This is a genomic window from Paracoccus sp. TD-10, assembly GCF_048270675.1.
GTDB classification, from domain to species: Bacteria; Pseudomonadota; Alphaproteobacteria; order Rhodobacterales; family Rhodobacteraceae; genus Paracoccus; species Paracoccus pantotrophus.
The window spans coordinates 1,145,890-1,170,484 of sequence record NZ_CP182419.1; the positions used below are offsets into that span (position 1 = coordinate 1,145,890).

The window sequence follows — 24,595 nt, forward strand, 5'->3', positions numbered from 1 at the left end:
ATGACCGAACGCCTCCCCCGCAAACGCTCGCGCCATGTCGCGCTGGTGCTGGCCGGAACCGCGACCCTGGCGCTGGCCGGCTGCGAGGACGACCGCATGGATGCGCAAAGCTTTCCCGACCTGGAAAGCTGCATCGCCGCCAGCAAGCAGGAAACCCTGTGGTTCACCGAAGAGGACTGCCGCAAGAACTTTGCCGCCGCCCAGCAGGAATTCCTGGAAACCGCGCCGCGCTACGAATCCAGGGAGCTGTGCGAACAGGAACATGGCCTGGGCAATTGCGGCGGCGACCCGGCCCAGCAGGCGCAGGGCTCGGGCGGCGGCTTTTCCTTCATGCCGCTGCTGGTTGGCTACATGATGGGCTCGATGCTGTCGCGCGGCGGCGGCATCTTCTCGCAGCCGATGGTGAACACGGCCGACGGGCGCTATTCGACGCCCAAGGGCGACCAGAGCTTCGCCAGCAACCGCGGCGCCGGCAAGGTGCCGGCCGCGACCTTCCAGCGCGCGCCCTCGACCATCGGCAAGCCGCCGATGTCGGCGGCCCAGGTCAGCCAGCGCGGCGGCTTCGGCGCCTCGGCCACCGCGCGTTCGGGCGGGCGCAGCAGCCTCGGCGGCTGACGGCTTCTTTCTTGCCCAAATATCCTCGGGGGTGAATTGCGGCCACCGGCCGCAAGAGGGGGCAGACAGCCCCCTTTTCCTTTCGCCGGCCTGCCCGCGTCAAGTTAACGCTAACATGAACCCTTGCGCAGCGGCGCGGAAAAGCGCAACCTGCCGCGAGATTTCCGCAAGAACGAGACCCGCCATGACCCCCGAACAGCAGTCCCAGAAGACCCGCGCGCTTTGCGAACTCGCCCCGGTGATCCCTGTCCTGGTCGTCGGCGACGCCGGCCGCGCCGAGGGGCTGGCCACGGCACTGGTGGCCGGCGGCCTGCCGGTGCTCGAGGTGACGCTGCGCACCCCCGCCGCGCTCGACGTCATCCGGGCGATGGCCAGAGTGCCGGGCGGCCATGTCGGCGCCGGCACGGTGCTGACCCCGGACGATGCGAAACGGGCCAGGGATGCCGGCGCCAGCTTCGCCGTCTCGCCCGGCCTGACCGAGCGGCTGGCGCGTGCCTGCGAGGATATCGGCCTGCCGCTCCTGCCCGGCGCCGTCACCGCCTCCGAGGTGATGCGGGCGATGGAACTGGGCTATTCCATGCTGAAATTCTTCCCGGCCGAGGCGGCGGGCGGGGCGAAATCGCTGAAATCCCTGGCCGGGCCGCTGCCGCAGGTCAGTTTCTGCCCGACCGGCGGCGTGACCTTGCAGAACGCCCCCGGCTACCTGGCCCTGCCGAATGTGGTCTGCGTCGGCGGCAGCTGGATCGCACCCGATGCCGAGCTGGCCGCCGGCGACTGGGCGGCGATCGAATCCCGCGCCCGCGACGCGCGCGCCCTGCGCTGAGGCGCAGCATGGCCATGGCGCTGACCGAGACCGACCCGATGCGCCGGGCCTGGCGCAACGTCGTCGTGCTGCTCCTGGCGCAGGCATTGCTCGGGGCGCAGATGTCGATGATCTTCATCGTCGGCGGGCTGGCCGGCCAGATGCTGAGCCCCAATCCCTGCATCGCCACCCTGCCCCTGTCGATGATGATCCTGGGCTCGGCGCTCTCCGCCCGGCCGCTCTCGGGCTTCATGCGCCGGCACGGCCGGCGGGCGGGGTTCCTCTTGTCCTGCGGCTCGGCGGCGCTGGGGGCGGGTATCGCCGCCTATGCCCTGGCCAGCGGCAGCTTCTGGCTGTTCACCGCCAGCGCGCTCTTTACCGGGGTCTACATGGCGGCGCAGGGCTTCTTCCGCTTTGCCGCCACCGATTGCGCCCCGCCCGAGTTCCAGTCGCGCGCCATCTCCTGGGTGCTGGCGGGCGGGCTTGCCGCCGCCTTCACCGGCCCGCTGCTGGTGCGCTGGACGGCGGAAGTGACCGCCATCCCCTTCCTGGCCACCTATGCCGCGATCATCGGGCTGAACCTGCTGGGGCCGGTGCTTTTCGCCTTTCTCGACATTCCGCGCCCGCCTGCCCCCGCCCGGGGCCATGCCCAGGGCCGGCCGCTGGGCGAGATTCTGCGCGTGCCGCAGATCGCCGTGGCGATGATCTGCGGCATGGTCTCCTATGCGCTGATGAACCTGGTGATGACCTCGGCGCCGCTGGCGGTGGTGGGCTGCGGCTTTGCCACCGCGGATGCGGCCAACATCGTCTCTGGCCATGTGCTGGCGATGTTCGCGCCCTCGTTCTTCACCGGCCACCTGATCGCCCGCTTCGGTGCCACCCGCATCGTCATGGCCGGTCTGGCGATCCTGGCCGGTGCCGGGGCGGTGGCGCTGTCGGGCGTCGATCTCGCGCATTTCTTCATCGCCATGATCCTGCTCGGACTGGGCTGGAACTTCGGCTATATCGGCGCCACCGCCATGCTGACCCGCGCCTATCGGCCCGAGGAGCGCGAGCGGGTGCAGGGCTTGAACGATGCCGTGGTCTTCGGCGGGGTGTTCCTGGCCTCGCTGTCCTCGGGCGGGCTGATGAACTGCATGGGCGGCTCGGCCCAGGCGGGCTGGAGCGCGGTGAACCTCGCCATGCTGCCCTTCCTGGTGCTGGCCGGTGGCGCGCTCTTGTGGCTGATGCTGCGCCCGCGCGAGGTGGCGCGGTAATACATCCAAGCCGCGGCAAAGGTCTGAAACTCAGCCAGGAAGGCCCGGAGCCTTCCATGGCAAGCTGCTGCTTCCCAACGCCATAATGACGTCACGCCTTGCGCAGCGCGATCACCGCATTCAGCCCGCCGAAGGCGAAGGCGTTGGACAGAACCGCCTCGACCCTGGCCTCGCGCGCCTCGTTCGGCACCACGTCCAGCGCGCATTCCGGGTCCGGCTCCTCGTAGCCGATGGTGGGCGCGATCACGCCGTCGCGCAGCGCCATGATGCAGGCCAGCAGTTCGACCGCGCCGGTGCCGCCGATCAGGTGGCCGTGCATGGACTTGGTCGAGGAAATCATCAGCCGGTCGGCATGATGGCCGAAGGCATGGGCCACCGCCGCGCATTCCGTCTTGTCGTTCGCGGCCGTGCCGGTACCATGGGCGTTGATATAGCCGACCTCGTCGGGGCGCATATGCGCGTCCAGCATGGCGCCGGTGATGGTACGCTCGGCGCCGATGGCCGAGGGCATGACGATGTCCTGCGCATCGGCCGACATGGAAAAGCCCACCACCTCGGCCAGGATGTCGGCGCCGCGCGCCACCGCGTGCTCCCAATCCTCGAAGACGAAGACCCCCGCCCCCTCGCCCTGCACCATGCCATTGCGGGTGGCCGAGAACGGCCGGCAGGCATCCTTGGACATGACGCGCAAGCCCTCCCAGGCCTTGACGCCGCCAAAGCACAGCATCGCCTCGGACCCGCCGGTCAGCATGACGGTCGCGGCGCCCGAGCGCACCATGTTGAAGGCCAGGCCCATGGCGTGGTTGGAGCTGGCGCAGGCGGTGGCCACGGTGAAGCTGGGGCCCAGCAGCCCGTATTCCATGCTCAGATGCGAACAGGCGGCGTTGTTCATCAGCTTGGGCACGACGAAGGGATGGACGCGGTTCTTCCCCTCTTCATAGACGGTGCGGTAATTCTCGTCCCAGGTGGTCATGCCGCCGGCGGCGGTGCCCAGCACCACGCCCGCGCGCAGGCCCAGCTCGCCCTCGAAGACCAGGCCGGACTGCGTCACCGCCTCGCGCGCGGCCAGCAGGGTGAACTGGGTGAACTTGTCATAGAGGACGATCTGCTGGCGATTGAAATAGGTCTCGGCCTCCCAGTCGCGAACCTGGCCGCCGATACGGATCGCCAGCCGCTCGACATCGCGGAACTCCAGCGGGCCGATGCCGCAGCGCCCCTCGCGCATCGCCTCCAGCGTCGAGGGCACGTCGCGGCCAAGCGCGTTGATGGTGCCCATGCCGGTGATGGCGACGCGGCGCATGCCGTTGGCATGGCGCCCCATGATGACGCGGCCCAGCATGGTGCGGGCGAGCTTGGTCGCGTTCTTGACCTTGCCCTTGACCTTGCCGGGCTTGCGTTCGGATTTGGGCGTCTTGTCGCCCTTGGCCCTCTTGGCGTTCATGCCTTGTCAGCAACCAGCTTTTCCACGGCGCCGATGATGGCGCCGAGGCTCGAGATGTCGAAGTCGGATTTCTCGGGCTCGTTGGCGTTGAAGGGCACCGAGATGTCGAAGGCTTCCTCGATGGCAAAGATGGATTCGACCAGGCCCAGGCTGTCGATGCCGATCTCTTGCGGCGACATCTCGAGCTGCAGTTCGGAAGGATCCAGCATCGCCTGTTCTGCGATGATCTGGATGATGCGGTCGCGGATTTCTGTCATCTCGGCCTCCGTTCTGTCCCGGTCAGGGGCGATTACATGCGGGAATGCTATTCCACGCCGCCCTTGTCGAGCAGTTTCTTAACAGTTTCGCGAAGCTCGGCCACCTGCGCGTAAAGCCGTGGCAGGCGGCGGATGTTCTTCTGCGCCTCGACATGGGTCTCCATCTTGACCGCCGGGCTGCCCAGCAGCACCCGGCCGGCCGGCGCGTTGGTGAATATCTTGGTGGCGCCGCCCGCGATCACGTCGTCGCCGACGAAGATGTTGTCCGAGACGCCGACCTGCCCGCCCAGCACCACGCGATTGCCGATCCGGGCCGAGCCGGCGATGCCCACCAGGCCGCAAAGCAGGCAATCCTCGCCCACCACGCAATTGTGGCCGACCTGCACCAGGTTGTCGATCTTGGTGCCGCGGCCGATGCGGGTCGCGCGGATGGTGCCGCGGTCCACGGTGGAATTGGCGCCGATCTCGACATCGTCGCCGATCTCCAGCCCGCCCAGCGAATGGATGCGGGTCCAGTGCTGCTGGCGGATCTCGGACCGCTCGCCCAGGGATTGCCGGATCTCCTCGACGCCGGATTTCTCGGGCGTGACAAAGGAAAACCCGTCCGCGCCCAGCGAGACGCCGGGGTTCAGGATCACCCGGTCGCCGATGGTCACGCCATGGGCGATCCGCACCCCGGCATGGATCAGCGCATCGCGGCCGATCACCGTATCCGCGCCGATCGAGACATGCGAGGCGATGCGCGCCCCCGCCCCGATCCGCACCCGCGCCCCGATGACCACGAAGGGGCCGATGGCGGCATCCTGGGGCAGTTCGGCCGTCGGGTCGATTACCGCGCTGGCATGGATGCCGGGCGCGATGCCGGGGCCGGGATCGAAGGCACGGGTCAGCCCGGCCATGGCCAGTCGCGGGCGGCCGACCAGGATGGCGGCGCGCAGCCCCAGCGCCTCGGGATCGGCCCCCTCGGCCAAGAGCGCCATGCCGCCCGGCGCCAGCTTCTCGGCATAGGCGGGCGTGGTCGCCAGGGCGATCTGGTCCTCGCGCGCCTGGCCGGCCTCGGCCGCGCCGTTGACGATCAGGCTGCCCTCGCCCCAGAGACGGGCATCAAGTGCGCGGGCCAGTTCGGCGATGGTCAGTGTCATGCGGCTCCCCTTTGGTTGGGGTTCATCTATTCATCCGCGGCCGCGGAATCCAGCCCGGCCTTGACCAGCGCCGCATGCACCAGCGCATCGCGGCCATAGATGTCGGGAAAGCGGCGGATCTGCCCGGTCTCGTCGGGGAAGGCGGTGAAATAGACCAGATGCACCGGCACCGGCGGGCGCAGGTTCAGATAGGTCTCGCGCCCGGATTTCAGCGCCTTGGCAAACACCGCCTCGGGGTTTTCGACCTGGCCCGTCAGCAGCTCATGCGCTAGGTCGACGGGCCGGCCGACGCGGATGCAGCCATGCGAATAGGCGCGGCTCGACTGGTTGAACAGATGCTTGGTCGGGGTGTCGTGCAGATAGATGTTCCAGGGATTGGGGAACATGAACTTGACCTGCCCCAGCGCATTGTCGTCGCTGGGTTTCTGCCGCATCCGGTAGGGAAAGGTCTTGGCCGTATACTTGCGGAAATCGATGCGGTCGCGCGGGATGACATTGCCCGCCCCATCCACCACGTCGAGATGGCCGACCGCATGGCGGTTGGCCTGCAGCCGCGGCAGGTATTCCTTGACGGTGATCGAGCGCGGCACGTTCCAGCGCGGGTTGACCACCATGTATTTCATTGTCTCGCTGAACTCGGGCGTCTCGAATTCCCGGTTGGCCTTGCCGATCACCACGCGGGTCTCGAAGATCTCGCGGCCGTTCTCGTAGATGCGGGCGTTGAACTCGGGCAGGTTCACCCAGACGTGGCGGGCGTTCAGGTCATGGCCGGCCATCCAGCGCATGCGCTCCAGCGCGACCAGGATCGCCTCGGACTCGGGGCCGGTGCCGCGGTTCAGCCGCGCCACCGTGCGCGGCCCGGCCACGCCATCCGCCGGCAGCCCCGCCGCCCGCTGATAGGCGGCGACCGCCTGCGCCAGCGCCCCGTCATAGGTCAGCGGGCTGCCCTGGGGCGCCGCGGCGAAACCGACCGAGGCCAGGCGCACGCGCAGCGCCGCGACGGCGGGATCGCTGGTCCCCTCGCGCCACAGCCCCTCGGGCACCGGCGGCGCATCGGCGGGGGCCACCAGCTGCGACTGCCGCGCCAGCGCCTGACGCAGCGCCTCGTAGCGCGGATCCTGGGGCGGCAGGGTGGCCAGCATCGCCGCCGGATCGTCGGCGGCGGCAAAGGCGCGCAGCAGGTCGCCGGTGCGCGGGCGCTGCACCTCGCGCTTGATGCCGGGCTCGACCCTGCGCGGATCGAGGATCCCGCCCGTCACGTCGCGGCTCCAGTCGGCAAAGGCGCGGGCAAAGCGGATCTCGCCCTCGACCGTATCGGCGCCCGCATCGTCCAGCCGGCGCAACGCGGCCTGGCGATAGCGCGCGGCAGGCAGCCCGTGCGAGGCTGCCTGCCCCAGCGCCTCGATCAGCGCGGCCCGGCGCGGGGCCCCCTCGGCACCCGCGAAGATCGGCTTCAGCCCGTTGGTGCCATAGAAATCGGCCAGGCCTGGATGGTCGGCGACCCGCTCAGCCAGTTGCATTTCCGTTTCGGAAAAGCTCAGCCTCGGCGCCGGAAGCGCGGCCATGGGCGCGGCATCCAGCGCCTGGCCGGCGGCGGCACGCGGCATGGCCAGAACGGCCGCAACAACCATCACACGAATCAGCCCGAAAGAGCGCACCTGACATTCCCTTCAACACCTGTGGCAAATCTTCGCATCCGGGCGGATTCCGGTCCAGCGACGCAGGTTTTTTGTTGCATCACTGATGCAGCGTGAACACGGCGGCGCAGAAACATTCGCTTTGGTTCCGAATCACACGGATTTCGGCGGATTCTTGCCGAGAATGGCAGAACTTCGCCGCCTGCGGAACGAAAAGCTTCCCTCCGCTCGCGCGCTGGTGACATAGTCTTAACCGGTTCCGGCTAAACCGGAGCGCGCCGTTTCAACGGGCGGCAAGAACAACGAAAGCAGGACAGGCGATCTGACATGACGTTCGAATCTCTCTCGCGTCGGGGCATCCTTGGCGTCTTCGCGGCGACCACGGTGGCAGCAGCGCCGGTTATGGCCAATGCCTTCGGTCTGCTGCGAGGTGCCGGCGACATCCGCCGCATTCGCATGTATTCGGGGCGCACGGGCGAAAGCATCGACACGATTTACTGGGTCGAAGGCAAGTATATCCGGGATGCCCTGAATGAAATCAACATCTTCATGCGCGACTGGCGAACCGGCCAGGCGATCGGAATCGACCCGCGCACGATCGACATCGCCGCGGCCTCGCACAGGCTGCTGCAAACCAATGAACCCTATATGATGCTGTCGGGCTATCGCTCGCCCCAGACCAACGCCATGCTGCGCTCGCGGTCCTCGGGCGTGGCCAAGAACTCGCTGCACATGGTGGGCAAGGCTGCGGACCTGCGCCTGAAATCGCGCTCGGTCTCGCAGATGTACAAGGCCGCGGCCGCCTGCAATGCTGGCGGGGTCGGCAAATATTCGCGCTCGAACTTCGTCCATATGGATTGCGGCCCGATCCGCCACTGGGGCGCCTGACTCGCGGCCGATCAATTTTCGGTGATCACGCAAAGACCCGCCCCTTTGGGCGGGTTTTCGTTTGCCTTTTCAGCGCAGCCGCGGCGGTGCCGAGGGATCGCGCCGCACCGGTTCGGGCGCGGGCGCAGGCGGCGGGGGTTCCATGACCAGCGCCCCGGTGGGCAGGTCGGGCTCGGCAAAGCCGATATCCACGCCGCCGGGCAGCTCGGGCAGGAAGGCCAGCAACTCGGCCAAAGCCTTGGCCACCGCGGCCTGATACGCCGGATCGACGCCGGCCAGGATCAACGCATGGCCTTGCCGCCCGTCCTGCCATTCGGCGGCGACCAGCGCCAGCCGCCCGACCAGCCCGGCCATATCGCCCAGCCGCTGCGCCAGGGGCTCGGCCAGCAGCGCCACCGCCTCGGGCGAAGGCGCGCCCAGCCGTCGCGCGGCCTCGTCCGGCGCCATGCCGGGCCGCGCCTGAAGCGCCCCGACCAGCCAGCCCAGCACGCCCGCATCCAGCATCAGCTGCGAGGCATGGCCGGGATTGACCAGCAGGCCCCGCCCCTCCTCGGCCAGGGCCGCGGCCAGCACCCGGCCCGGCAGCGCGAGATAGGCAACCGGGCCGCCGACGAAACCGGCCAGCCGCTCCTCGCGGTCGCAAGCCAGGGCAAAGCGCCCCTCGGGCAAGTCGAACAGCCGCAATTCGGCGCGGTCGTCGGCCGGCTCGGCCAGCAGCGCCACGAAAAGCTCGGTATCGGCCAGGCGCGACAGGATGCGCGACCGGGCAGGCGCATCGGCCTCGTGAAAGGGAACCTGGCAAAGCTCATCCAGCGGGGTCATCGGCTTCTCTCATCAGGGCGGCAACGGCGGCGCGCAGTTCCGGCAGCAACTCGGCCTGGAACCAGGGATTGCGCCGCAGCCAGGCGGTATTGCGCCAGGACGGATGAGGCAAGGGGAAGATGTGCGGCGCATGATCGCGCCAGCCGGCGACGGTCGCCGTCACCCCGCCGCGCGCTGCGGCCCCCAGGTGCCAACGCTGCGCATGGCCGCCGACCAGCAGCGTCAGCTGCGGCCGCAGCTCGGCCATGACGCGCGCGCGCCAGGTCCGGGCGCAGATCGGCGGCGGCGGCAGGTCGGCGCCCTTGGCGTCATAGCCGGGAAAGCAGAAGGCCATCGGCACGATGGCGATCCGCGAGCGGTCATAGAACTCGGTTTCGGACAGGCCCATCCAGTCGCGCAGCCGGTCGCCCGAGCGGTCGGCAAAGGGCCGCCCGACCAGATGCACGCGCATGCCCGGCGCCTGGCCGACGACCAGGATGCGCGCGCCGGGGCGGAACCAGGCGACGGGGCGCGGGCTATGCGCGGTCGCCGTCACCGCAAAGCGCGGCGCACAGAGGCGGCAGGCGGAAATCTCGCGAAGGAGGCTGGGCAAGGCGGGCATGCCCGGCAGATAGGTACCCCGGCCATGGCAAAAAAGGGTCGGCATTCACGATATATAAAGCATTGATCGCCATGGTGGACAGCGCGACCCGCCCGGCATATTGTCCGGCCTGCCGCGGCCGGGGGTATTCGGCGCGCGGCGGGACTGTGTATGTCGTAACCATTACCATGCCGCGCCCGCGCGCGGATCAGGACGGCCAGATGATCGAATTCGACAATGTTTCCAAGTCGTTCTGGACCGGCATGCAACGCAAGGTGATCCTGGACCGCGCCTCGTTCCGGATCGAGCTGGGGCGGTCGATGGGCATCCTGGCCCCCAACGGTACCGGCAAGACCACGATCATCAACATGATGTGCGGGCTGGAAAAGCCCGACGAGGGCACGATCCGCAGCGAATGCCGGGTGTCCTTTCCGCTGGGCTTCATGGGCGGCATCACCTCGTCGCTCAGCGCCAATGAGAATGCGCGCTTCATTGCCCGCATCTACGGGCTCGACCCGGATTACGTCGAGGCCTTCTGCCGCTGGCTGACCGACATCGACGAATATTTCGACATGCCGGTCGGCACCTACAGTGCCGGCATGCGCGCGCGCTTCACCTTTTCGCTGATGCTGGCGCTGGAATTCGACATCTACCTGATCGACGAGGGCATGCCCAGCACCACCGACCCGGAGTTCAACCGCAAGGCCGGGACCGTGCTTTACGAACGCCTTCGGTCGGCGACAGTGGTCGTGGTGTCGCACCAGGCGCAAACCATTGAAAAGTTCTGCAATTCCGCGGCTGTCCTGCGCGACGGCAAGCTCTACCATTTTGAAACCCTCGAAGAGGCGAAGCAATATTATGACTACACCGCCTAAGGCGCGCGCCTATCGCACCCGCCGCGAGGAATCGGTGCTGGCCGTCGGCCAGGAACCCGCAGCGGCCGAAGAAAAGGGCAAGGCAAGGGTCGAAATCAGGAAACGCACCGAAGCCCCGCCCGCTGCGCAGGACATGGGGCAGCTTTTCGCCACCGGTGATGACGGCTTCGGCGACATGCGCTTTCCCGGCGCGGCGCCGCAGCCGGCCGATATGCCCAGGGACGGGGCGGCGCCGGATCAGCCCCCGTTGGCCGAGCGCATCGCCGCCGTGCGAGCCGAGAACCTGACCGATCGCCAGCTGCGCATGGCGCGCCGCATCGCCGCCATGCATGAGATCGAGGCGGCGTCGGATCACGAGGCGGTCGTCCTGCTGCGCGACCGCGGCATCGACCCGTTCCACCGCGCCTCGGTCAGCAAGATTCTGTCCGAGGAAGGGGCGCGCGCCCAGGCGGCGGCCTCGGCGGCCGGCACCACCATGCCGGTGCCGATGCGCGGGGATGGCTCCGGCCCCCGCCGGCGCGGGACCGAGATCACGCCCCTGCCCCCCGGCACGCCCAACCTGCCCTCGCGCGAGGAACTGACCGAGGACCGGCGCGCGGCCGAGATCATCCGCATCCAGCAGGACATCGCCCGGCGCAGGCGCCGCAAGCTTCTGATGCTGTTTGCGCGCCTGGCGGCCTTTGTCGGACTGCCGACGCTGATCGCGGGCTGGTATTATTTCTTCGTCGCCACGCCGCTTTACGCCACCGTCTCGCAATTCCAGATCCAGCAGGCCGAGCAATCAAGCTCGAGCGGGATCGGCGGGATTTTCGGCGGCACGCAGATGGCCACCAATACCGATTCGGTGTCGGTGCAAAGCTATCTGACCTCGCGCGATGCGATGCTGCGGCTCGACAGGGATCTGGGCTTCAAGCGGGCCTTCCAGGATCCGGCCATGGACCCGATCCTGCGCCTGTTGCCGGATGCGACCAACGAACAGGCCTACAGGCTCTATCGCAACCTGGTGAAGATCGGCTACGATCCGACCGAGGGCGTGATCAACATGGAGGTGATCGCCCCCGATCCCGAGCTCAGCCAGGAATTTTCGATGGCGCTGATCAAATATGCCGAGGGACAGGTGGACCAGATGACCGCGCGGCTGCGCGAGGACCAGATGAAGGGCTCGGTCGAAAGCTATCAGGATGCCGAGAACAAGGTGCTGCTGGCGCAGCGCCGCGTCCAGGAACTGCAGCAAAGGCTGGGCGTGCTGGACCCTGCGGCCGAAGGCAGCGTGATCATGAACCGCATCGCCGATCTCGAGCGCCAGCTGGCCGAAAAGAAGCTGGAACTGGGTCAGCTGCTCTCCAACCAGCGCCCCAATGCCAGCCGCGTCGCGGGCGTCAGGGGCGACATCGGCCGGCTGGAGGAGATGCTGGACCAGACCCGCAGCCAACTGACCGAAGGCAATACCGCCCGCGGCTCGCTGGCGACCATCTCGGGCGAGATCCGCATCGCCGAATCCGACCTTGCCACCCGGCAGGAACTGCTGGCCAATGCCGCCGCGCAGATGGAAACTGCGCGGATCGAGGCCAACAAGCAGGTCCGCTATCTTTCGCTTTCCGTCGCCCCGGTGCCCCCGGACGAGGCGACCTATCCAAAGGCTTTCCAGAACACGATCGTGGCCTTCCTGGTGTTTTCGGGCATCTACCTGATGCTCTCGCTCACCGCTTCGATCCTGCGCGAACAGGTATCCTCATGAATCATGTCCAGATCGGCAATGTCACCTTCGGAAACGATCGGCCCCTGGCGCTGATCGCCGGGCCTTGCCAGCTTGAAACCCTCGATCACGCGCTGATGATCGCCGAGACCGTGGCCGAGGCCTGCGCCAAGGCGGGGGCGGGCTTCGTCTTCAAGGCCAGCTACGACAAGGCCAACCGCACCTCGCTCAGGGGCCGGCGCGGCATCGGCATCGACGGGGGGCTGCGCATGCTCGAGGAGGTGCGCAAGCGCATCGGCTGCCCGGTGCTGACCGACGTGCATGACATCGAACAGGCCCGGCTGGCCGGCTCGGTGGTGGACGTGATCCAGATCCCGGCCTTCCTGTCGCGCCAGACCGACCTGCTGCTGGCGGCGGGCGAGACACCGGCGGCGGTGAACATCAAGAAGGGTCAGTTCCTGGCCCCCTGGGACATGCCCAATGTCGCCGAAAAGGTCGCCTCGACCGGGAACAAGCGCATCCTGCTGACCGAGCGCGGCGTCAGCTTCGGCTACAACACCCTGGTCGCCGACATGCGCAGCCTGCCGATCATGGCGCGGACCGGCTGGCCGGTGATCATGGATGCGACCCATTCCGTGCAGCAGCCGGGCGGTCAGGGCGGCTCGTCCGGCGGGCAGCGCGAATTCGCGCCGGTCATGGCACGGGCGGCGGTGGCGCTGGGCGTGGCCGGCGTCTTCATCGAGACGCATCAGGATCCCGACAACGCGCCCTCCGACGGGCCGAACATGATCCAGCTGGAGCGGATGCCGGCGCTGATCGCCTCGCTCATGCGCTTCGACGCGCTGGCCAAATCCGATCCGGTGATGGACTGATCAGCCGGCCGCAATGGCCTGGGCCGCGGCATGGGCCGAGGCCCAGGCCCATTGGAAATTATAGCCGCCGAGCCAGCCGGTGACATCGACCACCTCGCCGATGAAGTAAAGGCCGGGGACGGATTTCACCTGCATGCTCCGCGAATCGAGCGCACGCGTATCGACGCCGCCCACCGTGACCTCGGCCGTGCGCCAGCCTTCGCTGCCGACCGGGCGCAGGGTCCAGCGATTCACCCGCGCCCCCAGCCGCTCGAGCGCGGCATTGCCCTGGTCGGCCAGCCGCGCGCCCGCCAGCCCCGCCTCGGCGGCGATCGCCTCGGCCAGCCGGGCGGGCAGCCAGCGCGACAAGGCCGATCCCACGCCCAGCCGCCCGCCCTGGCCGCGGATCTCTCGCAGGCCCGCCGCGACATCCGTATCCGGCGCCAGATCCACGGCGATCTCCTCCCCCGGCCGCCAGAAGCTCGAAATTTGCAGGATCGCCGGTCCCGACAGCCCGCGATGGGTAAAAAGCAGCCCGTCGCGAAAGCGGGTGCGCCGCCGTCCCGCGCCATGGCTGACCTCGGCCGCGACCGACAATCCGGCCAGCGGCCGGCAAAGGTCCAGATCCTGCTGGGCAAAGGTCAGCGGCACCAGCCCGGCCCTTGGCTCGGCCAGCGCAAGCCCGAAACGGGCGGCAATGTCATATCCGATCCCCGTCGCCCCCATCTTGGGAATCGATTTGCCGCCCGTTGCCACGACCACACGCCGCGCCGCCAGCGGCCCCCGCGCGGTGGCGACGACGAAGCCGCCACCTGCCGGCTCTACCCCCGCCACGGCAATCCCAAGCCGCAATTCGGCACCGCGCATCCGGTGCAGCAGCATATCGATGATCTGTCGCGCGCTGCCATCGCAAAACAGTTGCCCCAGCGTCTTTTCGTGCCAGGCGATGCCCGCCTGCTCGACCAGGGCAAGAAAATCCGCCGGCGTGAAGCCGGCCAGGGCCGATGCCGCAAAGCGCGGGTTGCCCGAAACGAAGCGATCGAGCCCGGTCGCGAGATTGGTGAAATTGCACCGTCCACCGCCCGAGATGCGGATCTTCTCGCCCGGTGCGCGGGCATGATCCAGCACGACGATCCGCTGCGTCCGCTCGTCCGCCTGCCCCAGGATCGAGCCGGCGCAGAAAAGCCCGGCCGCCCCGGCGCCAAGAATGACTGTATCAACCTGTTCCATGGCGGGCCCATAGAACTCCGGCGCGAAAGCCACAAGATTTTTCCTTTTTGCCTCTTGCACCCCCCCGTCGGCTTGGCTAGATACGCCTCCACAAGTTGGGGCGTGGCCAAGTGGTAAGGCAACGGTTTTTGGTACCGTGTACCGTAGGTTCGAATCCTACCGCCCCAGCCAATTCATCTAAGTCAATAAGAAGATGATATTTTCTATTCTCACGAACGGGATCTTTCCGGACCTTTTCGACGGAATAGCTTAGATTGGCTCGCGACCTGCTTCGTCATGGCGGTTGGGCGACGGAGAGGGTTATGCCCCAAGAGATGCCCCAGGGTGGGGTGGGCAGAGGTGGCTGGTGGCATGGGTGCTGGTCGGGAAGGCTACGGTCGGATCGAGGTTTGAGGGAAGCAGCGCCCCCTTGATTATCCAGAAAGAAAAACCCCGAACAGGATGTGTCCGGGGATTCTGGATGGTTCCTGTCGCGTAGAAGGGCCGATGGCCCCAACCTTCCCCCTGCTATGAGCAGGTGGTCGGGGCACCTTTGGACAAAAGCTCCTGCCAGTTATCACCAAGCTGCTGACGTGCAGACAAGGCATTGGCAGCTTCGCGGCTACCCTCCGGGATCACCTTCACCACCATGTCCTGGCTATGATCGCCGGACCAGAAGTTGGAAGCCGATGCGTCGCCGACGATGATGAATTTGTCATAACCGCGCCTGATGACCTCTATGGATGCTGTCTTGAAAGCGACATTCCTTGCGCCGTTCGCCCCGCAGGCAGGTGCGGCTTGGGTCGATACCTTGAAGGTATCTTTTGCCATCGGCTGGATTGTTGACTGGGCGCAACCGGCGGCTAGCAGGAGGGTAGCGCCGAGGAAGAGTGCTGGAAGTTTCATGTTTGCCTTTTTATCGGTGGTTACAGGGAGATTTCTTGCGCGGTCCAAGTGATTAGGAATGCGGCATGAGGAGCGAAGGATATGCTGCCAGGCGTGGACTAGCAGGTCGAACGGCTTAGCCTTCCCTCTTCCCGAACAGTCTGCTGCGTAGGGTAGTGATTGCTGACTTGGCCCCGCTGGTGACAGCCGATGCCCCGCCCTGTGCAACGCCGGCGACCTGCGAGGAATAGCGTCCAGCCTTCCGCATCAGTCGGGATTGGGGTGAGAGCGTGGTTGCAAACTCACGTTCCACGGCCTCGATTGCCAGCGCTTCCTTTTCATCGAATTCGCCATCGGCATGCGCAAGCTCATCCAGAAACTGGCAGATGTTCTTACGGATGGCGTCGGGATTGCAGTCGGGGTTGTCGATCTGGAACTCGGCCAATGTCCGCGCCATCTCCTTGAGGCTCTGCTTCTTGATCTGCAACTCGATCAATGGAAGCGCACGGCGAGCGTAGCCAGGCGCGATGCCCCATTCCTCGAAAAAATAGTTGACCACCGTTTCCCGCTCCGCATCATCTATCGGGGCAGAGAACTCGGCTACCTTCATGGCAAGCCCCGCGATCATGTCGAACAGCGCAGCCCCCAACAGGTCGATCGGCGTATTGATGAACTTCGGAATGGTCTCGACGTTGGATGACCCGGCACCCAGGAGCATCCGTTTCGCCCCGAAATAGGCACCACCAGAGAGCACACCTGCCGTCGCTATAACCGCCAAGGCAAGCGGGGCTGTCGCCGGTGCCGAAGCAAGCCCCACGGCAACTGCAGCCTTGGTGAGCAACCCTGTGCTTGCCGCCGGAATTAATGTGGACACGGTAGCCGCGCCGGCGCTTCCCACACCGACAGCCTCCTTTGCGTCCATGACAGTATCGAAAAGATTTTTTAGCTTTTGCGTGGTATAGGCGTCCTCACCGATGCCCAGCTTGATCTTGAACTTGTTGGTATCGACCACGACCAGTTCGGCCTTACCCAGTTCCTCCATCATCTCCTCGACTTGATCCGTCACGATTTAACACCCACCAGAGCACCAAAGGAATCGAGCAGTCTGTCCACTCGTTGCCGGAAATCTGGACTGCCCATGTCCACCAGAACACCATGACCGATCCCTAAGACCAGTAGCAGAGGAGTAAGGAGCGCAGCAAGCCGTCTGGTGATCGGCCCTCCCGGCAATGACGCGATGAGAGCAGCCATTACATAGGCAACGATCACACCCAAAGCCATAGCGGGAAAGGCCCGCAATAGGTTGAGCGCGAAGTCGAGCAACTTGCGACCTATTGCAAGAACCTTACCGCCGATCTGGACTGTAAGGTCTGACAGTTCGAACAGGATCGCCTTGATATCGGCAGGAAGGTCTGTCCGCTCTAGCAGCCTTCGCAGCTTCCTCTTCGGCGGGGCTGTATTCACTTCCTGCACCAACTGCTCGAATGTGACCCTCATTGAAACCTCATCAAGAAACCGTGACCCGAGGTTAGGATCGCCAAGAACGTATTTCAAGCGGACAAGAAGCCTGAGAGGACAGAAACATACCCGTCTAGGGTCAGGATGCATTGATTTTCGACGCGCTGCGTGATTCACGGCTCGGAAAACGGAGCGGTGACATGAGCGACCTGTACTGGCTGACCAACGAGCAGATGGCCAAGCTTGCCCCTTTTTTCCCCAGGTCCCACGGCAAGCCTCGGGTCGATGACAGACGGGTCTTGAGCGGAATTATTTTCATCAATCGCAATGGCTTGCGCTGGCGCGACGCCCCTGAAGCCTACGGACCGCACAAGACGCTGTACAGCCGGTGGAAGCGTTGGAGCGAGAAAGGCATCTTCGCCCGGATGATGGTCGGTCTGGCTGCGGAACACGGCGAGGAAAAGACCGTGATGATCGACGCGACGTATCTGAAAGCCCACCGCACTGCGACCAGCCTGGCCGCGAAAAAAGGGGGCGTGGTCGCCTGATCGGTCGAACCAAGGGCGGCATGAACACCAAGCTGCACGCCATCTGCGACAGCCAAGGGCGACCGCTCAGCCTGTTCGTCACCGCTGGACAGGTCAGCGACTACATCGGTGCGCGGGCGTTACTGAGCAGTCTGCCCAAGGTCGACTGGCTTCTCGGAGATCGCGGCTATGACGCCGACTGGTTCCGAGAGGCGTTGAAAGACAAGGAGATACGCGCCTGCATCCCTGGTAGAAAGCAGCGCAAGAAGGCCGTCAAATACGACAAGCGCCGATACAAACGGCGCAACCGCATCGAGATCATGTTCGGCAGGCTCAAGGACTGGCGGCGTGTCGCGACACGCTATGATCGCTGTCCCAAGGTGTTCCTCTCAGCCATCGCCCTCGCCGCGGTCGTCATCTACTGGTTATGAATCCTGACCCTAGAGCTCCAGTCTCACATATACAAAACATTGATATGTATAAGTATGGGGAAGAAGGGGGGGAAGAAGGACTATCGAAGCCTTCCTCCTGCATCCTCCTTCCCTCCTCCTCATCTAACCATACTGAAAGGAACAAGCTCCCTTCCTGTAGTATCCTCCCACTCTTTGAGCCTTGTCAGGTATCCCTCACAGCGTTCCGTCTCGCGCCATGTCTGGAAATCCTGTCGAACATGAACAGGACTATCCTGCATCGTGTCCAGCCCCAGAGCCTTTGCTTCCAAGGGAATTTCCCGACCGACCACCTCAACAGCAGCCTGCTTCATCGCTTCTGCTAATACTTTGCTGTGGGTGTAGGGGATGATGGCACTGTCGTGAATGGTCAGAACAGGCAAACCCAGGAGAGTGCAATGCGTGATAACCCACTCCATAATCTGGGAATCAGTGAACATCAACCTGATGCCTACATCCGAGCAAAGGCTACCCGCCAGCGCCGGGACATGCTCGCTAAAGGCGTCGATGGTCTTTTGGAGGGTAGTATTCTTCAAGTGTTTCCCGGGATGTCCAACCTCAAGCCCTTCCCGAAAGGCTGAACAGGCAGAACGAGTATCCTTGGCATTCAGAGCCGTCAGCACCAGTTGCTTGACCAGCCTGCGTTGCTCATCAGGATCGGTATCGGGGAACTGTCCAGGGGGAAGCTCATAGGGATCAGGAGGAAGCTCCACCCCTTGCTGCGCTGCCAGAATCTGGATGTGCATGGCCTTGAAGTCGATCTCGACAGTCGGAGTGTCATTGATGAATATCTGTGATCGTAGCTTGCTATTCAGCCCCTGCCACCACGGGCCATAGAACCGCCCGTTCATCTCCCATGAACCCCGGCTGAATATTCGCCTGACAAGCTGATGGCGAGGTCCGACAGCGACCCTGATGTCCTTTCCCCTGTTGTCCTGCCGGACGACCCACGGCTGCTCCAGGGTGGGGATGTCGATGAAGGTCTGAGCCAGCAGATCGTTATAAGCCTTCAACACCTGCCTCATGCAGAGGGTGTTATCTGTGTCCTGGTATTCCACTGCACGACTATAATCCCCTTCACCCTCCTTCAGGATAACGCATTCCGAGGGGACGACCTGGATAGATCGACCATCAACAGCCAACACCTCGAATCGTTTCTGAAGCTCCGTGCTGGCCTGTATCCTGCCCGTCCGGTTACCCTTCGCACCGGGGGCGACGAAGCTTCCCGCCGATACTCGCACGAGACCTGCCACCTGTAGCTGTTTCACTAGCACCACCAGATGCTTGGAAAGCCCCAAGGGGTTATAGCGGGATTGGCTATCCCATGCCCCCTCCGAGAAGGGCATACCCAAGCATAGAAGAGGATCCTCCTGCCACGCCAGATAAAGGTCCGTCACCAAGACCCGTAGCTGCTCGATATAAGGCCGTCTGGGCTTCTTGCCGCCCTTCTGCTTCTCTGCCTCCCCGGTAGCAAAGTGCTGGTTCCAGATATCCTGCACCAGACCGACCAAGGCGGGGTCTTCCGTCCAGATCGTGGTGCTCAGAGGCCGGGAATGCTGAGGATCGAAGATCGCCTCCTGCTTCTTGTTGGCTGGCTCATCCCCTTGTAACTGTTGTTGCATCCTGTCCCCGTGTTCGTGTTGGCCTATGTATTTGGGTCTCCGAAGAAAAAAGAAAAGTGGGTGATCCCCGGCGACCGAAGCCGCCGAGGAAAAGCCTACATGCAGTCGATGGCATCCATGACAAGCTGAATGGCCTGCTGCTGCCACGGGACGAGAACAGCGGATGTCAGAGGAAGCCATGCCCCATCATCGAGCCTGACCACCTCCTCCCCCTCATCCGTGACATCATAGGCAAGGCTGCCACCATCAGGCCCGAGGAACACCACCGAGCAATCGCTGCTGAAAACCCGTGCCAGAGCTTCGGCATCGGCTTCTGGGCCGTAGGGCAGCCACCACCGCCCGTCACGCTGCACGAGAGAATAGACCTCCAGGGGTTCAGTCATCCCACCCTCCCAGACGCCCGGTGTGCAGGTAATAGGCAAGGGCTTCCCGGAACTGGGCCGCATCCCGGAAACCCTGCTCCTGCGCCGCCCGATCCTCGGCCATGGAACGAGAAAGACCGCCATCATATTCCATGATAGCGGCCCGCTCCTCGAACTCGTCAATGTCAGGTATCAGGGGCATGGCAGCCCCACCTTCTCGACGATCTCGCGTTTCTGCTCATCGCTGATCCCGGCGGAGTAGATGCCGTAAGTCATCCTGTTCTCCGACCGTGCCGACTGGTGCCCGACGATGGATGCCGTGAAATGCTCCGGCACCCCTGCCCGCTCGCACTGCGTCACGAACCATTTCCGGGTGGAATGGAACACGACACCGGGCCGGTCCAGCGCCAGAGCCGTCCGCATCGTCGCGAACCGCTTGGTCACGACCGAAACCGTCAGATCAGGAAACAGCCGCCCCTGCCTCGGCAGCCTTTCCAGAACCGGAGTCAGGGCTGAATGCAGCGGGACAAAGCGTTCGGCAGCATCGGTTTTCAGGGTCCTCACCGCATTGGGCCTGACCCAGACGAACCAGCCCAGATTGCCCTTCCAGACCAAATCCTCCCTGACCAGCCCAACAGCTTCACCGGCTCGCATCCCGGTCAACAGGCAGAACAGCAGGACGTCACCGATCCGGGAATCGTCTAAGCCCACCAGCTTCCCGACCTCGGCGTCCGTCAGTGCCGCGTAACTGCGGTTTTTGCCCTTGGCCTCCACCCGCACGGTCTTGAAGGGATTCGCCACTAACTCCCCTTCGTACACCGCCCAATCCAGGAAATGCCCGACCTGACTGACCGTCCGCCGCTGTGTCCGGGCAGAGATACGTTCGCCATGGCTGGCCTGAATGAGTTGGTCCAGCCCATAGCCACGGGTTCGCCACGACTTCCCGGCATGACAGCCGAGAAGCGCCACCTTCCGCACGAAGGCCACGGCATCGTCACGTGTGACGGCCCCAATCTGCCTCGTCCCATAGGCCGACGCGAACAGGCCGACCGAGAACCTGACCGACTTGAACCCACCGTGCTGAAGTTCCCGCGACCGGCGATCGAGATAGGTACGGGCAAGTTCCTTGACTGTCCTGCGCCCCACCAGCACCACGGGCGAGAACACCGGTGGCGCCACCATCACGGGCACCGGCTTCTCCACCACCTGCCCCGCCCTCGCCTTCGCCAACACCTCCTCATACTTGGCATTGACCTCGGCGGCCCGTGCCTTGGCGATCCGGGCATCCCCGGTCTTCAGCGACTGCTTCATGGCCTGCCCCAGAACAGGCTGGAGTTCCTTTGGGTAGTTCCTGCGATACAGCCAAGTCTGTTGCTTGAGATATGCGTATTTGATCCGCACAGACATGCGACCTCCATCTGGGGCATCCGCCCCATTCTTCTAGGTCATGTTGACAAATGGCGGAGCCAGAGGCGGATCGACGTGATGTCGATGAAGCCCAGGAAGCTTTCGGCGGTCTTGTCGTAGCGGGTGGCGACGCGACGGGCATTGTTGAGCTTGTTGAAGCACCGCTCAACGAGATTGCGCAGGCGGTAGAGCCTGCGGTCAACGGCGACCCGTAGCTTCCGGGTTTTGCGCATGGGGATGACCGGCACCACGTCGCGCACCTCCATGGTCTTGCGGATGTTGTCGGAGTCGTAGCCGCGGTCTGCGAGCAGAACGCTTGGCTCGGGCAGGTTGTCAGCCATGACCAGATCGAAGCCGAGGTAGTCCGATGTCTGCCCGGCCGTGATCTCGGTTCTCATGGGCAGGCCTGCCGCATTGACCCGCAGATGGATCTTGGTCGTGAAGCCACCTCGCGAGCGGCCGAAACCTTGGCGCGGAGTCCCCCTTTTGCGCCCGCTGCCTGATGATGAGCGCGAACCACGGTGCTGTCGATCATCTGCAGCGCATCCGGCACGATCCGGCTCTCGTTCAGCGCCTCCAGGATCTGTTCCCACAGCCCCGCCAACGTCCAGCGCCGGAACTGCCGATAGACAGACGACCATTTGCCGAACTCTTCCGGCAGGTCGCGCCAGGGCGACCCCGTTCGGGCGATCCAGAAAATCCCATCCAGAACAAGCCGATGGTTCGTGGGCTTGCGGCCGTTCGGAGAACGGACAGCCAGGATGAAGCGTTCAAAGAACGCCCACTCGTCGTTCGACATCAGGTTTCGTGCCACGCTGGTCTCCATTGCAGATACCAGCTTGAATCACGATCACCGCGCCCGGTGAATCCCTTTTGTCAACACGCCCTAGTGTTTCTGATTTTTCCGATTGGTTGCTTTGGCTTAGAGGGACTGCTGAGTTCCCAGCCGAGGCTCGTCGTCCTCAATGACCCTGAGAATCATCGAGAAGCCTGGCTCTCCGTACGCCCCCGCCAACGGGCCGGTGAGGACGATCCCCGTCACATGGTCATCAGCACCTGCTCGGTCTGGAACAGATGCTCCGGCACCTCGTCAAAGGCAGCGATTACCACCACGTCACCGGGCTGCATCGTACCACCCCGCCTTGAGAGCTTCCGTGTAGATCGCCATGGCCAGTTCCCGACTGATCCGGGATGCCACCCATGCGATCAGCATAAGGCTCAGCCAACGTCTAACTGAATGAAAGGCAGGCTTGACAAGGCGCTGAAAGTTGTTTTTGGTCATCAAGTAAGCTCCTGTTTCTGTTTCTATTTCAGATACAAGAGGTTCCTCAGTTTACCTCATACGGGGGGGATTTACCTAAGCTGTATGAACCGGGCCACCCAGCCTTAGAGAAGATCCCTGAAGCAGCCTACGACCGCTGCATGGAAACTTACGATGCCGGTTGAGTAAGCGCCCCGCCTGTTGCCCCGCCTGGCCACCAGTTGGCAACATTCTGGTACCAGATCTTCCGTCTAACAGGAATCCTACCGCCCCAGCCAATTCATCTAAGTCAATAAGAAGATGATATTTTCTATTCTCACGAACGGGATCTTTCCGGACCTTTTCGACGGAATAGCTTAGATTGGCTCGCGACCTGCTTCGTCATGGCGGTTGGGCGACGGAGAGGGTTATGCCCCAAGAGATGCCCCAGGGTCGGGCTGCTGGCGAGATAAAATGCAAGGTCGCCCGAGACGGTCGGAGCCTCGGGCAAAGACTGCATCATGGTTCAGGCACGGGAAGCCTATCCAGCCTGCTCCACCAAGAACTCGTACAGCATTTCCTGACACTCCCGCCGGTAGGTCTGACCCAGCGACTGCCGAAGGGAATCGGATTCTGCCGTGGAACTCCAGACACGATCCGTCAGCCATAACCCCACGACCACCATCAGAAGTGCGATTGCCTTCTCATTCTCATCTTCAACTTTTTCGAAGAGTTTTTCGTGTATAGCTCGAACTTCAGCTTTGAGCACTCCGGAGGCTTTGGCCCGGTAGATCTGTTCCGCACGCTCGGGATGAACCGCGCCGGGTTTTCCGGAGGCTGATTTGGGTTAGGGTCAGGATGCATTGATTTTCAGTGTGCTACGTGATTCACGGCTCGGAAAACGGAGCGGTGACATGAGCGACCTGTACTGGCTGACTGACGAGCAGATGACCAAGCTTGCCCCTTTCTTCCCGAAGTCGCACGGCAAGCCACGCGTCGATGACAAGCGTGTTCTAAGCGGGATTATCTTCATCAATCGCAATGGTTTGCGCTGGCGAGATGCCCCCAGGGAGTATGGGCCGCACAAGACGCTCTACAGCCGGTGGAAGCGTTGGAGCGAGAAAGGCATTTTCGCCAGGATGATGATCGGGCTGGCCGCCGACCACGGCGAGGAAAAGACCGTGATGATCGACGCGACCTATCTGAAAGCGCACCGCACCGCGACCAGCTTGGCCGTGAAAAAGGGGGGCGTGGACGCCTCGTCGGCCGGACCAAGGGCGGCATGAACACGAAGCTGCATGCCATCTGTGACAGCCAGGGCCGACCGCTCGACCTGTTCGTCACCGCAGGGCAGGTCAGCGACTACATCGGGGCGCGGGCGTTGCTCAGCAGCCTCCCAAAGGTCGATTGGCTGCTCGGGGATCGCGGCTATGACGCCGACTGGTTCCGGGAAGCCTTGCAGGACAAGGGGATACGAGCCTGCATCCCCGGCCGAAAGCAGCGCAAGACACCGGTCAAATACGACAAGCGCCGATACAAGCGGCGCAACCGCATCGAGATCATGTTTGGCAGGCTCAAGGACTGGCGGCGCGTGGCAACCCGATACGACAGATGCCCGAAGGTCTTCCTCTCGGCCATCGCGCTCGCGGCAACCGTCATTTATTGGTTATGAATCCTGACCCTAGTTGCCTTGGTCCCGCTCCAGGGTGCGCTGTAGCGCCTCTATCTCGGCGCGCATGATCCGCTTTGCCAGGGTGGCGCGTTCCGCCGATCCCTCGGGCGCGGTCAGACTATGGCGATCAAGGTAAGCGTCTATCTCATGCTCAACCAGATGCGTCCGATTCTCGGTCAGGTCGGCGCGTAGGGCGTCCAGCTTGGCCTGCCGGGCGCTCTGGTCGAATGCCTGGGCATCCTTCATCACCAGCAGGTCAAGCGAGGCGTCCAGCACGGCCAGAGGGTCAGCAAGCGCGATCTGACCTGCCTGCGCCCTCTGCATCAGCTTGTCTTGCTCTACCTCGATAGCATCCACGCTCGGCAGGCGATCCCGTTTCGCTTCGTCCTCGGCCAATGCCGCCGTGTAGCGTTGCCAGACGGCACGGCCATAGTCGGCGGTCGTGATAGGACCGTTCGGGCCGGCCTGCCGGTCGCCGGCCGTGGATGCCTCGGCGGTGGCGATCTGGCGTTGAAGCATCGCCACGGCGGCGGGCAGCGCCTTCATGGCAGCACGACGTTCGCCACCTAGCGGCGTGACCAGTTCGGTTTTTCCGATGATCTGGCGAAGATGCGCCGGGACGGCGATGCGGGCATAGAATCGACCGTTCTTGACTTTCAAATGCCTGACCTGACCAGCCATCGCAGACCCCCCATTCTGGCACCAACTTTGGAACCAAAAGCGGCACAAACCCCAGCAATGCAAGGCTTTTATTGTGTTTGCTGGGGAAGCCGTGGAGCGGGTGAAGGGAATCGAACCCTCGTCTTCAGCTTGGGAAGCTGCGGCTCTACCATTGAGCTACACCCGCGAGGCCCGGATTGCTTACTGTCTCGAGCCGGCCGCCGCAAGGCCAATCTGCGCCC

Annotated in this window: 26 protein-coding genes and 2 tRNA genes; 10 read left to right on the plus strand and 18 right to left on the minus strand. The window is 64.2% G+C overall.

Annotated features, from left to right (window positions below; all coding sequences use genetic code 11):
- The 3 genes from ACNKFW_RS16615 (at position 1) to ACNKFW_RS16625 (ending at position 2,673) form a co-directional block, all read left to right on the plus strand.
- Entirely contained in the window at positions 1-615 is a 615-nt protein-coding gene (locus ACNKFW_RS16615; RefSeq protein WP_024845674.1) for a DUF1190 domain-containing protein, read from the plus strand.
- Positions 616-799: 184 nt separating this feature from the next.
- Positions 800-1,438, plus strand: a complete 639-nt coding sequence (gene eda, locus ACNKFW_RS16620; RefSeq protein ID WP_024845673.1) for a bifunctional 4-hydroxy-2-oxoglutarate aldolase/2-dehydro-3-deoxy-phosphogluconate aldolase — start codon at positions 800-802, stop codon at positions 1,436-1,438.
- Between the two features lie 8 nt (positions 1,439-1,446).
- Positions 1,447-2,673, plus strand: a complete 1,227-nt coding sequence (locus ACNKFW_RS16625; protein ID WP_147428911.1) for an MFS transporter — start codon at positions 1,447-1,449, stop codon at positions 2,671-2,673.
- Between the two features lie 91 nt (positions 2,674-2,764).
- Here the strand turns inward: ACNKFW_RS16625 and ACNKFW_RS16630 are convergent, their stop codons facing one another.
- From ACNKFW_RS16630 to ACNKFW_RS16645, 4 genes are all read right to left on the minus strand, one after another.
- Entirely contained in the window at positions 2,765-3,973 is a 1,209-nt protein-coding gene (locus ACNKFW_RS16630) for a beta-ketoacyl-[acyl-carrier-protein] synthase family protein (protein ID WP_024845671.1), read from the minus strand.
- A gap of 137 nt (positions 3,974-4,110) precedes the next feature.
- A complete protein-coding gene (locus tag ACNKFW_RS16635) occupies positions 4,111-4,371 on the minus strand; it encodes an acyl carrier protein (RefSeq protein WP_024845670.1) in 261 nt (86 codons plus the stop codon).
- 47 nt (positions 4,372-4,418) lie between these two features.
- A complete protein-coding gene (locus ACNKFW_RS16640; RefSeq protein WP_024845669.1) occupies positions 4,419-5,513 on the minus strand; it encodes a UDP-3-O-(3-hydroxymyristoyl)glucosamine N-acyltransferase in 1,095 nt (364 codons plus the stop codon).
- Between the two features lie 26 nt (positions 5,514-5,539).
- Complete coding sequence (locus ACNKFW_RS16645; RefSeq protein WP_147428912.1) at positions 5,540-7,144, minus strand: L,D-transpeptidase family protein; 1,605 nt, start codon at positions 7,142-7,144, stop codon at positions 5,540-5,542.
- A gap of 333 nt (positions 7,145-7,477) precedes the next feature.
- Between ACNKFW_RS16645 and ACNKFW_RS16650 the strand changes: the two genes are divergently transcribed.
- Positions 7,478-8,038 (plus strand): YcbK family protein, encoded by a 561-nt coding sequence (locus ACNKFW_RS16650; protein ID WP_418025050.1) that lies wholly within the window; start codon positions 7,478-7,480, stop codon positions 8,036-8,038.
- A 69-nt stretch (positions 8,039-8,107) separates the two neighbouring features.
- Here the strand turns inward: ACNKFW_RS16650 and ACNKFW_RS16655 are convergent, their stop codons facing one another.
- Both ACNKFW_RS16655 and ACNKFW_RS16660 read right to left on the minus strand, forming a co-directional pair.
- Positions 8,108-8,860: an SseB family protein gene (locus ACNKFW_RS16655; RefSeq protein ID WP_147428913.1), complete on the minus strand. Its 753-nt coding sequence runs from the start codon at positions 8,858-8,860 to the stop codon at positions 8,108-8,110.
- Positions 8,844-9,461, minus strand: a complete 618-nt coding sequence (locus ACNKFW_RS16660; RefSeq protein ID WP_036748250.1) for a uracil-DNA glycosylase family protein — start codon at positions 9,459-9,461, stop codon at positions 8,844-8,846. Before ACNKFW_RS16660 ends, ACNKFW_RS16655 begins: the two co-directional genes overlap by 17 nt.
- A 200-nt stretch (positions 9,462-9,661) precedes the next feature.
- Between ACNKFW_RS16660 and ACNKFW_RS16665 the strand changes: the two genes are divergently transcribed.
- Genes ACNKFW_RS16665 through kdsA form a run of 3 tightly spaced genes read left to right on the plus strand, consistent with a single transcriptional unit; the run spans position 9,662 to position 12,883 of the window.
- A complete protein-coding gene (locus ACNKFW_RS16665; RefSeq protein WP_024845664.1) occupies positions 9,662-10,315 on the plus strand; it encodes an ABC transporter ATP-binding protein in 654 nt (217 codons plus the stop codon).
- Positions 10,299-12,053 carry a capsule biosynthesis protein gene (locus ACNKFW_RS16670; protein WP_024845663.1) on the plus strand — a complete coding sequence of 585 codons (1,755 nt, stop codon included), beginning with the start codon at positions 10,299-10,301 and terminating at the stop codon, positions 12,051-12,053. Before ACNKFW_RS16665 ends, ACNKFW_RS16670 begins: the two co-directional genes overlap by 17 nt.
- Entirely contained in the window at positions 12,050-12,883 is an 834-nt protein-coding gene (kdsA, locus tag ACNKFW_RS16675; RefSeq protein ID WP_024845662.1) for a 3-deoxy-8-phosphooctulonate synthase, read from the plus strand. Before ACNKFW_RS16670 ends, kdsA begins: the two co-directional genes overlap by 4 nt.
- On the opposite strand, the gene ACNKFW_RS16680 is transcribed toward kdsA, so the two are convergent.
- A complete protein-coding gene (locus ACNKFW_RS16680; protein WP_024845661.1) occupies positions 12,884-14,092 on the minus strand; it encodes an NAD(P)/FAD-dependent oxidoreductase in 1,209 nt (402 codons plus the stop codon).
- A 96-nt stretch (positions 14,093-14,188) separates the two neighbouring features.
- Here ACNKFW_RS16680 and ACNKFW_RS16685 point away from each other — a divergent pair.
- A tRNA-Gln gene (locus ACNKFW_RS16685) sits at positions 14,189-14,263 on the plus strand.
- Positions 14,264-14,599: 336 nt separating this feature from the next.
- Here ACNKFW_RS16685 and ACNKFW_RS16690 read toward each other — a convergent pair.
- From ACNKFW_RS16690 to ACNKFW_RS16700, 3 genes are all read right to left on the minus strand, one after another.
- Positions 14,600-14,977 (minus strand): hypothetical protein, encoded by a 378-nt coding sequence (locus tag ACNKFW_RS16690; RefSeq protein WP_418025053.1) that lies wholly within the window; start codon positions 14,975-14,977, stop codon positions 14,600-14,602.
- A 115-nt stretch (positions 14,978-15,092) separates the two neighbouring features.
- Positions 15,093-16,001 (minus strand): TerB family tellurite resistance protein, encoded by a 909-nt coding sequence (locus ACNKFW_RS16695; RefSeq protein WP_418025055.1) that lies wholly within the window; start codon positions 15,999-16,001, stop codon positions 15,093-15,095.
- A 17-nt stretch (positions 16,002-16,018) separates the two neighbouring features.
- Positions 16,019-16,453 (minus strand): hypothetical protein, encoded by a 435-nt coding sequence (locus tag ACNKFW_RS16700; RefSeq protein WP_418025057.1) that lies wholly within the window; start codon positions 16,451-16,453, stop codon positions 16,019-16,021.
- Between the two features lie 161 nt (positions 16,454-16,614).
- Here ACNKFW_RS16700 and ACNKFW_RS16705 point away from each other — a divergent pair.
- A protein-coding gene (locus tag ACNKFW_RS16705) for an IS5 family transposase (protein ID WP_418025058.1) occupies positions 16,615-17,372 on the plus strand; the annotation gives its coding sequence in 2 pieces (ribosomal slippage) (positions 16,615-16,951 and positions 16,951-17,372; 759 coding nt in all).
- Between the two features lie 119 nt (positions 17,373-17,491).
- On the opposite strand, the gene ACNKFW_RS16710 is transcribed toward ACNKFW_RS16705, so the two are convergent.
- The 6 genes from ACNKFW_RS16710 to ACNKFW_RS16735 all read right to left on the minus strand — a co-directional run bounded on the left by ACNKFW_RS16710 (position 17,492) and on the right by ACNKFW_RS16735 (position 22,063).
- Positions 17,492-19,012, minus strand: coding sequence for a hypothetical protein (locus tag ACNKFW_RS16710; protein ID WP_418025060.1), 1,521 nt, complete (start codon positions 19,010-19,012; stop codon positions 17,492-17,494).
- Between the two features lie 95 nt (positions 19,013-19,107).
- Positions 19,108-19,395, minus strand: coding sequence for a hypothetical protein (locus tag ACNKFW_RS16715; RefSeq protein WP_010399169.1), 288 nt, complete (start codon positions 19,393-19,395; stop codon positions 19,108-19,110).
- Entirely contained in the window at positions 19,388-19,576 is a 189-nt protein-coding gene (locus tag ACNKFW_RS16720) for a hypothetical protein (RefSeq protein ID WP_323008768.1), read from the minus strand. Before ACNKFW_RS16720 ends, ACNKFW_RS16715 begins: the two co-directional genes overlap by 8 nt.
- Positions 19,567-20,781 carry a DUF6538 domain-containing protein gene (locus ACNKFW_RS16725; protein ID WP_418025062.1) on the minus strand — a complete coding sequence of 405 codons (1,215 nt, stop codon included), beginning with the start codon at positions 20,779-20,781 and terminating at the stop codon, positions 19,567-19,569. Before ACNKFW_RS16725 ends, ACNKFW_RS16720 begins: the two co-directional genes overlap by 10 nt.
- Positions 20,782-20,819: 38 nt before the next feature.
- Positions 20,820-21,607, minus strand: a protein-coding gene (locus ACNKFW_RS16730) for an IS5-like element ISPme2 family transposase (protein WP_085999837.1) whose coding sequence is annotated in 2 segments (ribosomal slippage) — positions 20,820-21,271 and positions 21,271-21,607 — 789 coding nt in all. Because the reading frame shifts where the segments join, the coding sequence is not laid out codon by codon here.
- A gap of 288 nt (positions 21,608-21,895) precedes the next feature.
- Complete coding sequence (locus ACNKFW_RS16735; RefSeq protein WP_418025064.1) at positions 21,896-22,063, minus strand: hypothetical protein; 168 nt, start codon at positions 22,061-22,063, stop codon at positions 21,896-21,898.
- An 872-nt stretch (positions 22,064-22,935) separates the two neighbouring features.
- On the opposite strand from ACNKFW_RS16735, the gene ACNKFW_RS16740 reads away from it, so the two are divergent.
- Positions 22,936-23,693 (plus strand): IS5-like element IS1248A family transposase gene (locus ACNKFW_RS16740; RefSeq protein WP_114669439.1). Its coding sequence is split into 2 segments (ribosomal slippage): positions 22,936-23,257 and positions 23,257-23,693, totalling 759 coding nucleotides; the frame shifts between segments, so codons are not numbered across the junction.
- A 9-nt stretch (positions 23,694-23,702) separates the two neighbouring features.
- Here ACNKFW_RS16740 and ACNKFW_RS16745 read toward each other — a convergent pair.
- A complete protein-coding gene (locus tag ACNKFW_RS16745) occupies positions 23,703-24,374 on the minus strand; it encodes a DUF6538 domain-containing protein (protein WP_418025066.1) in 672 nt (223 codons plus the stop codon).
- Between the two features lie 92 nt (positions 24,375-24,466).
- Positions 24,467-24,540, minus strand: a tRNA-Gly gene (locus tag ACNKFW_RS16750).
- Between the last annotated feature and the right edge of the window lie 55 nt (positions 24,541-24,595).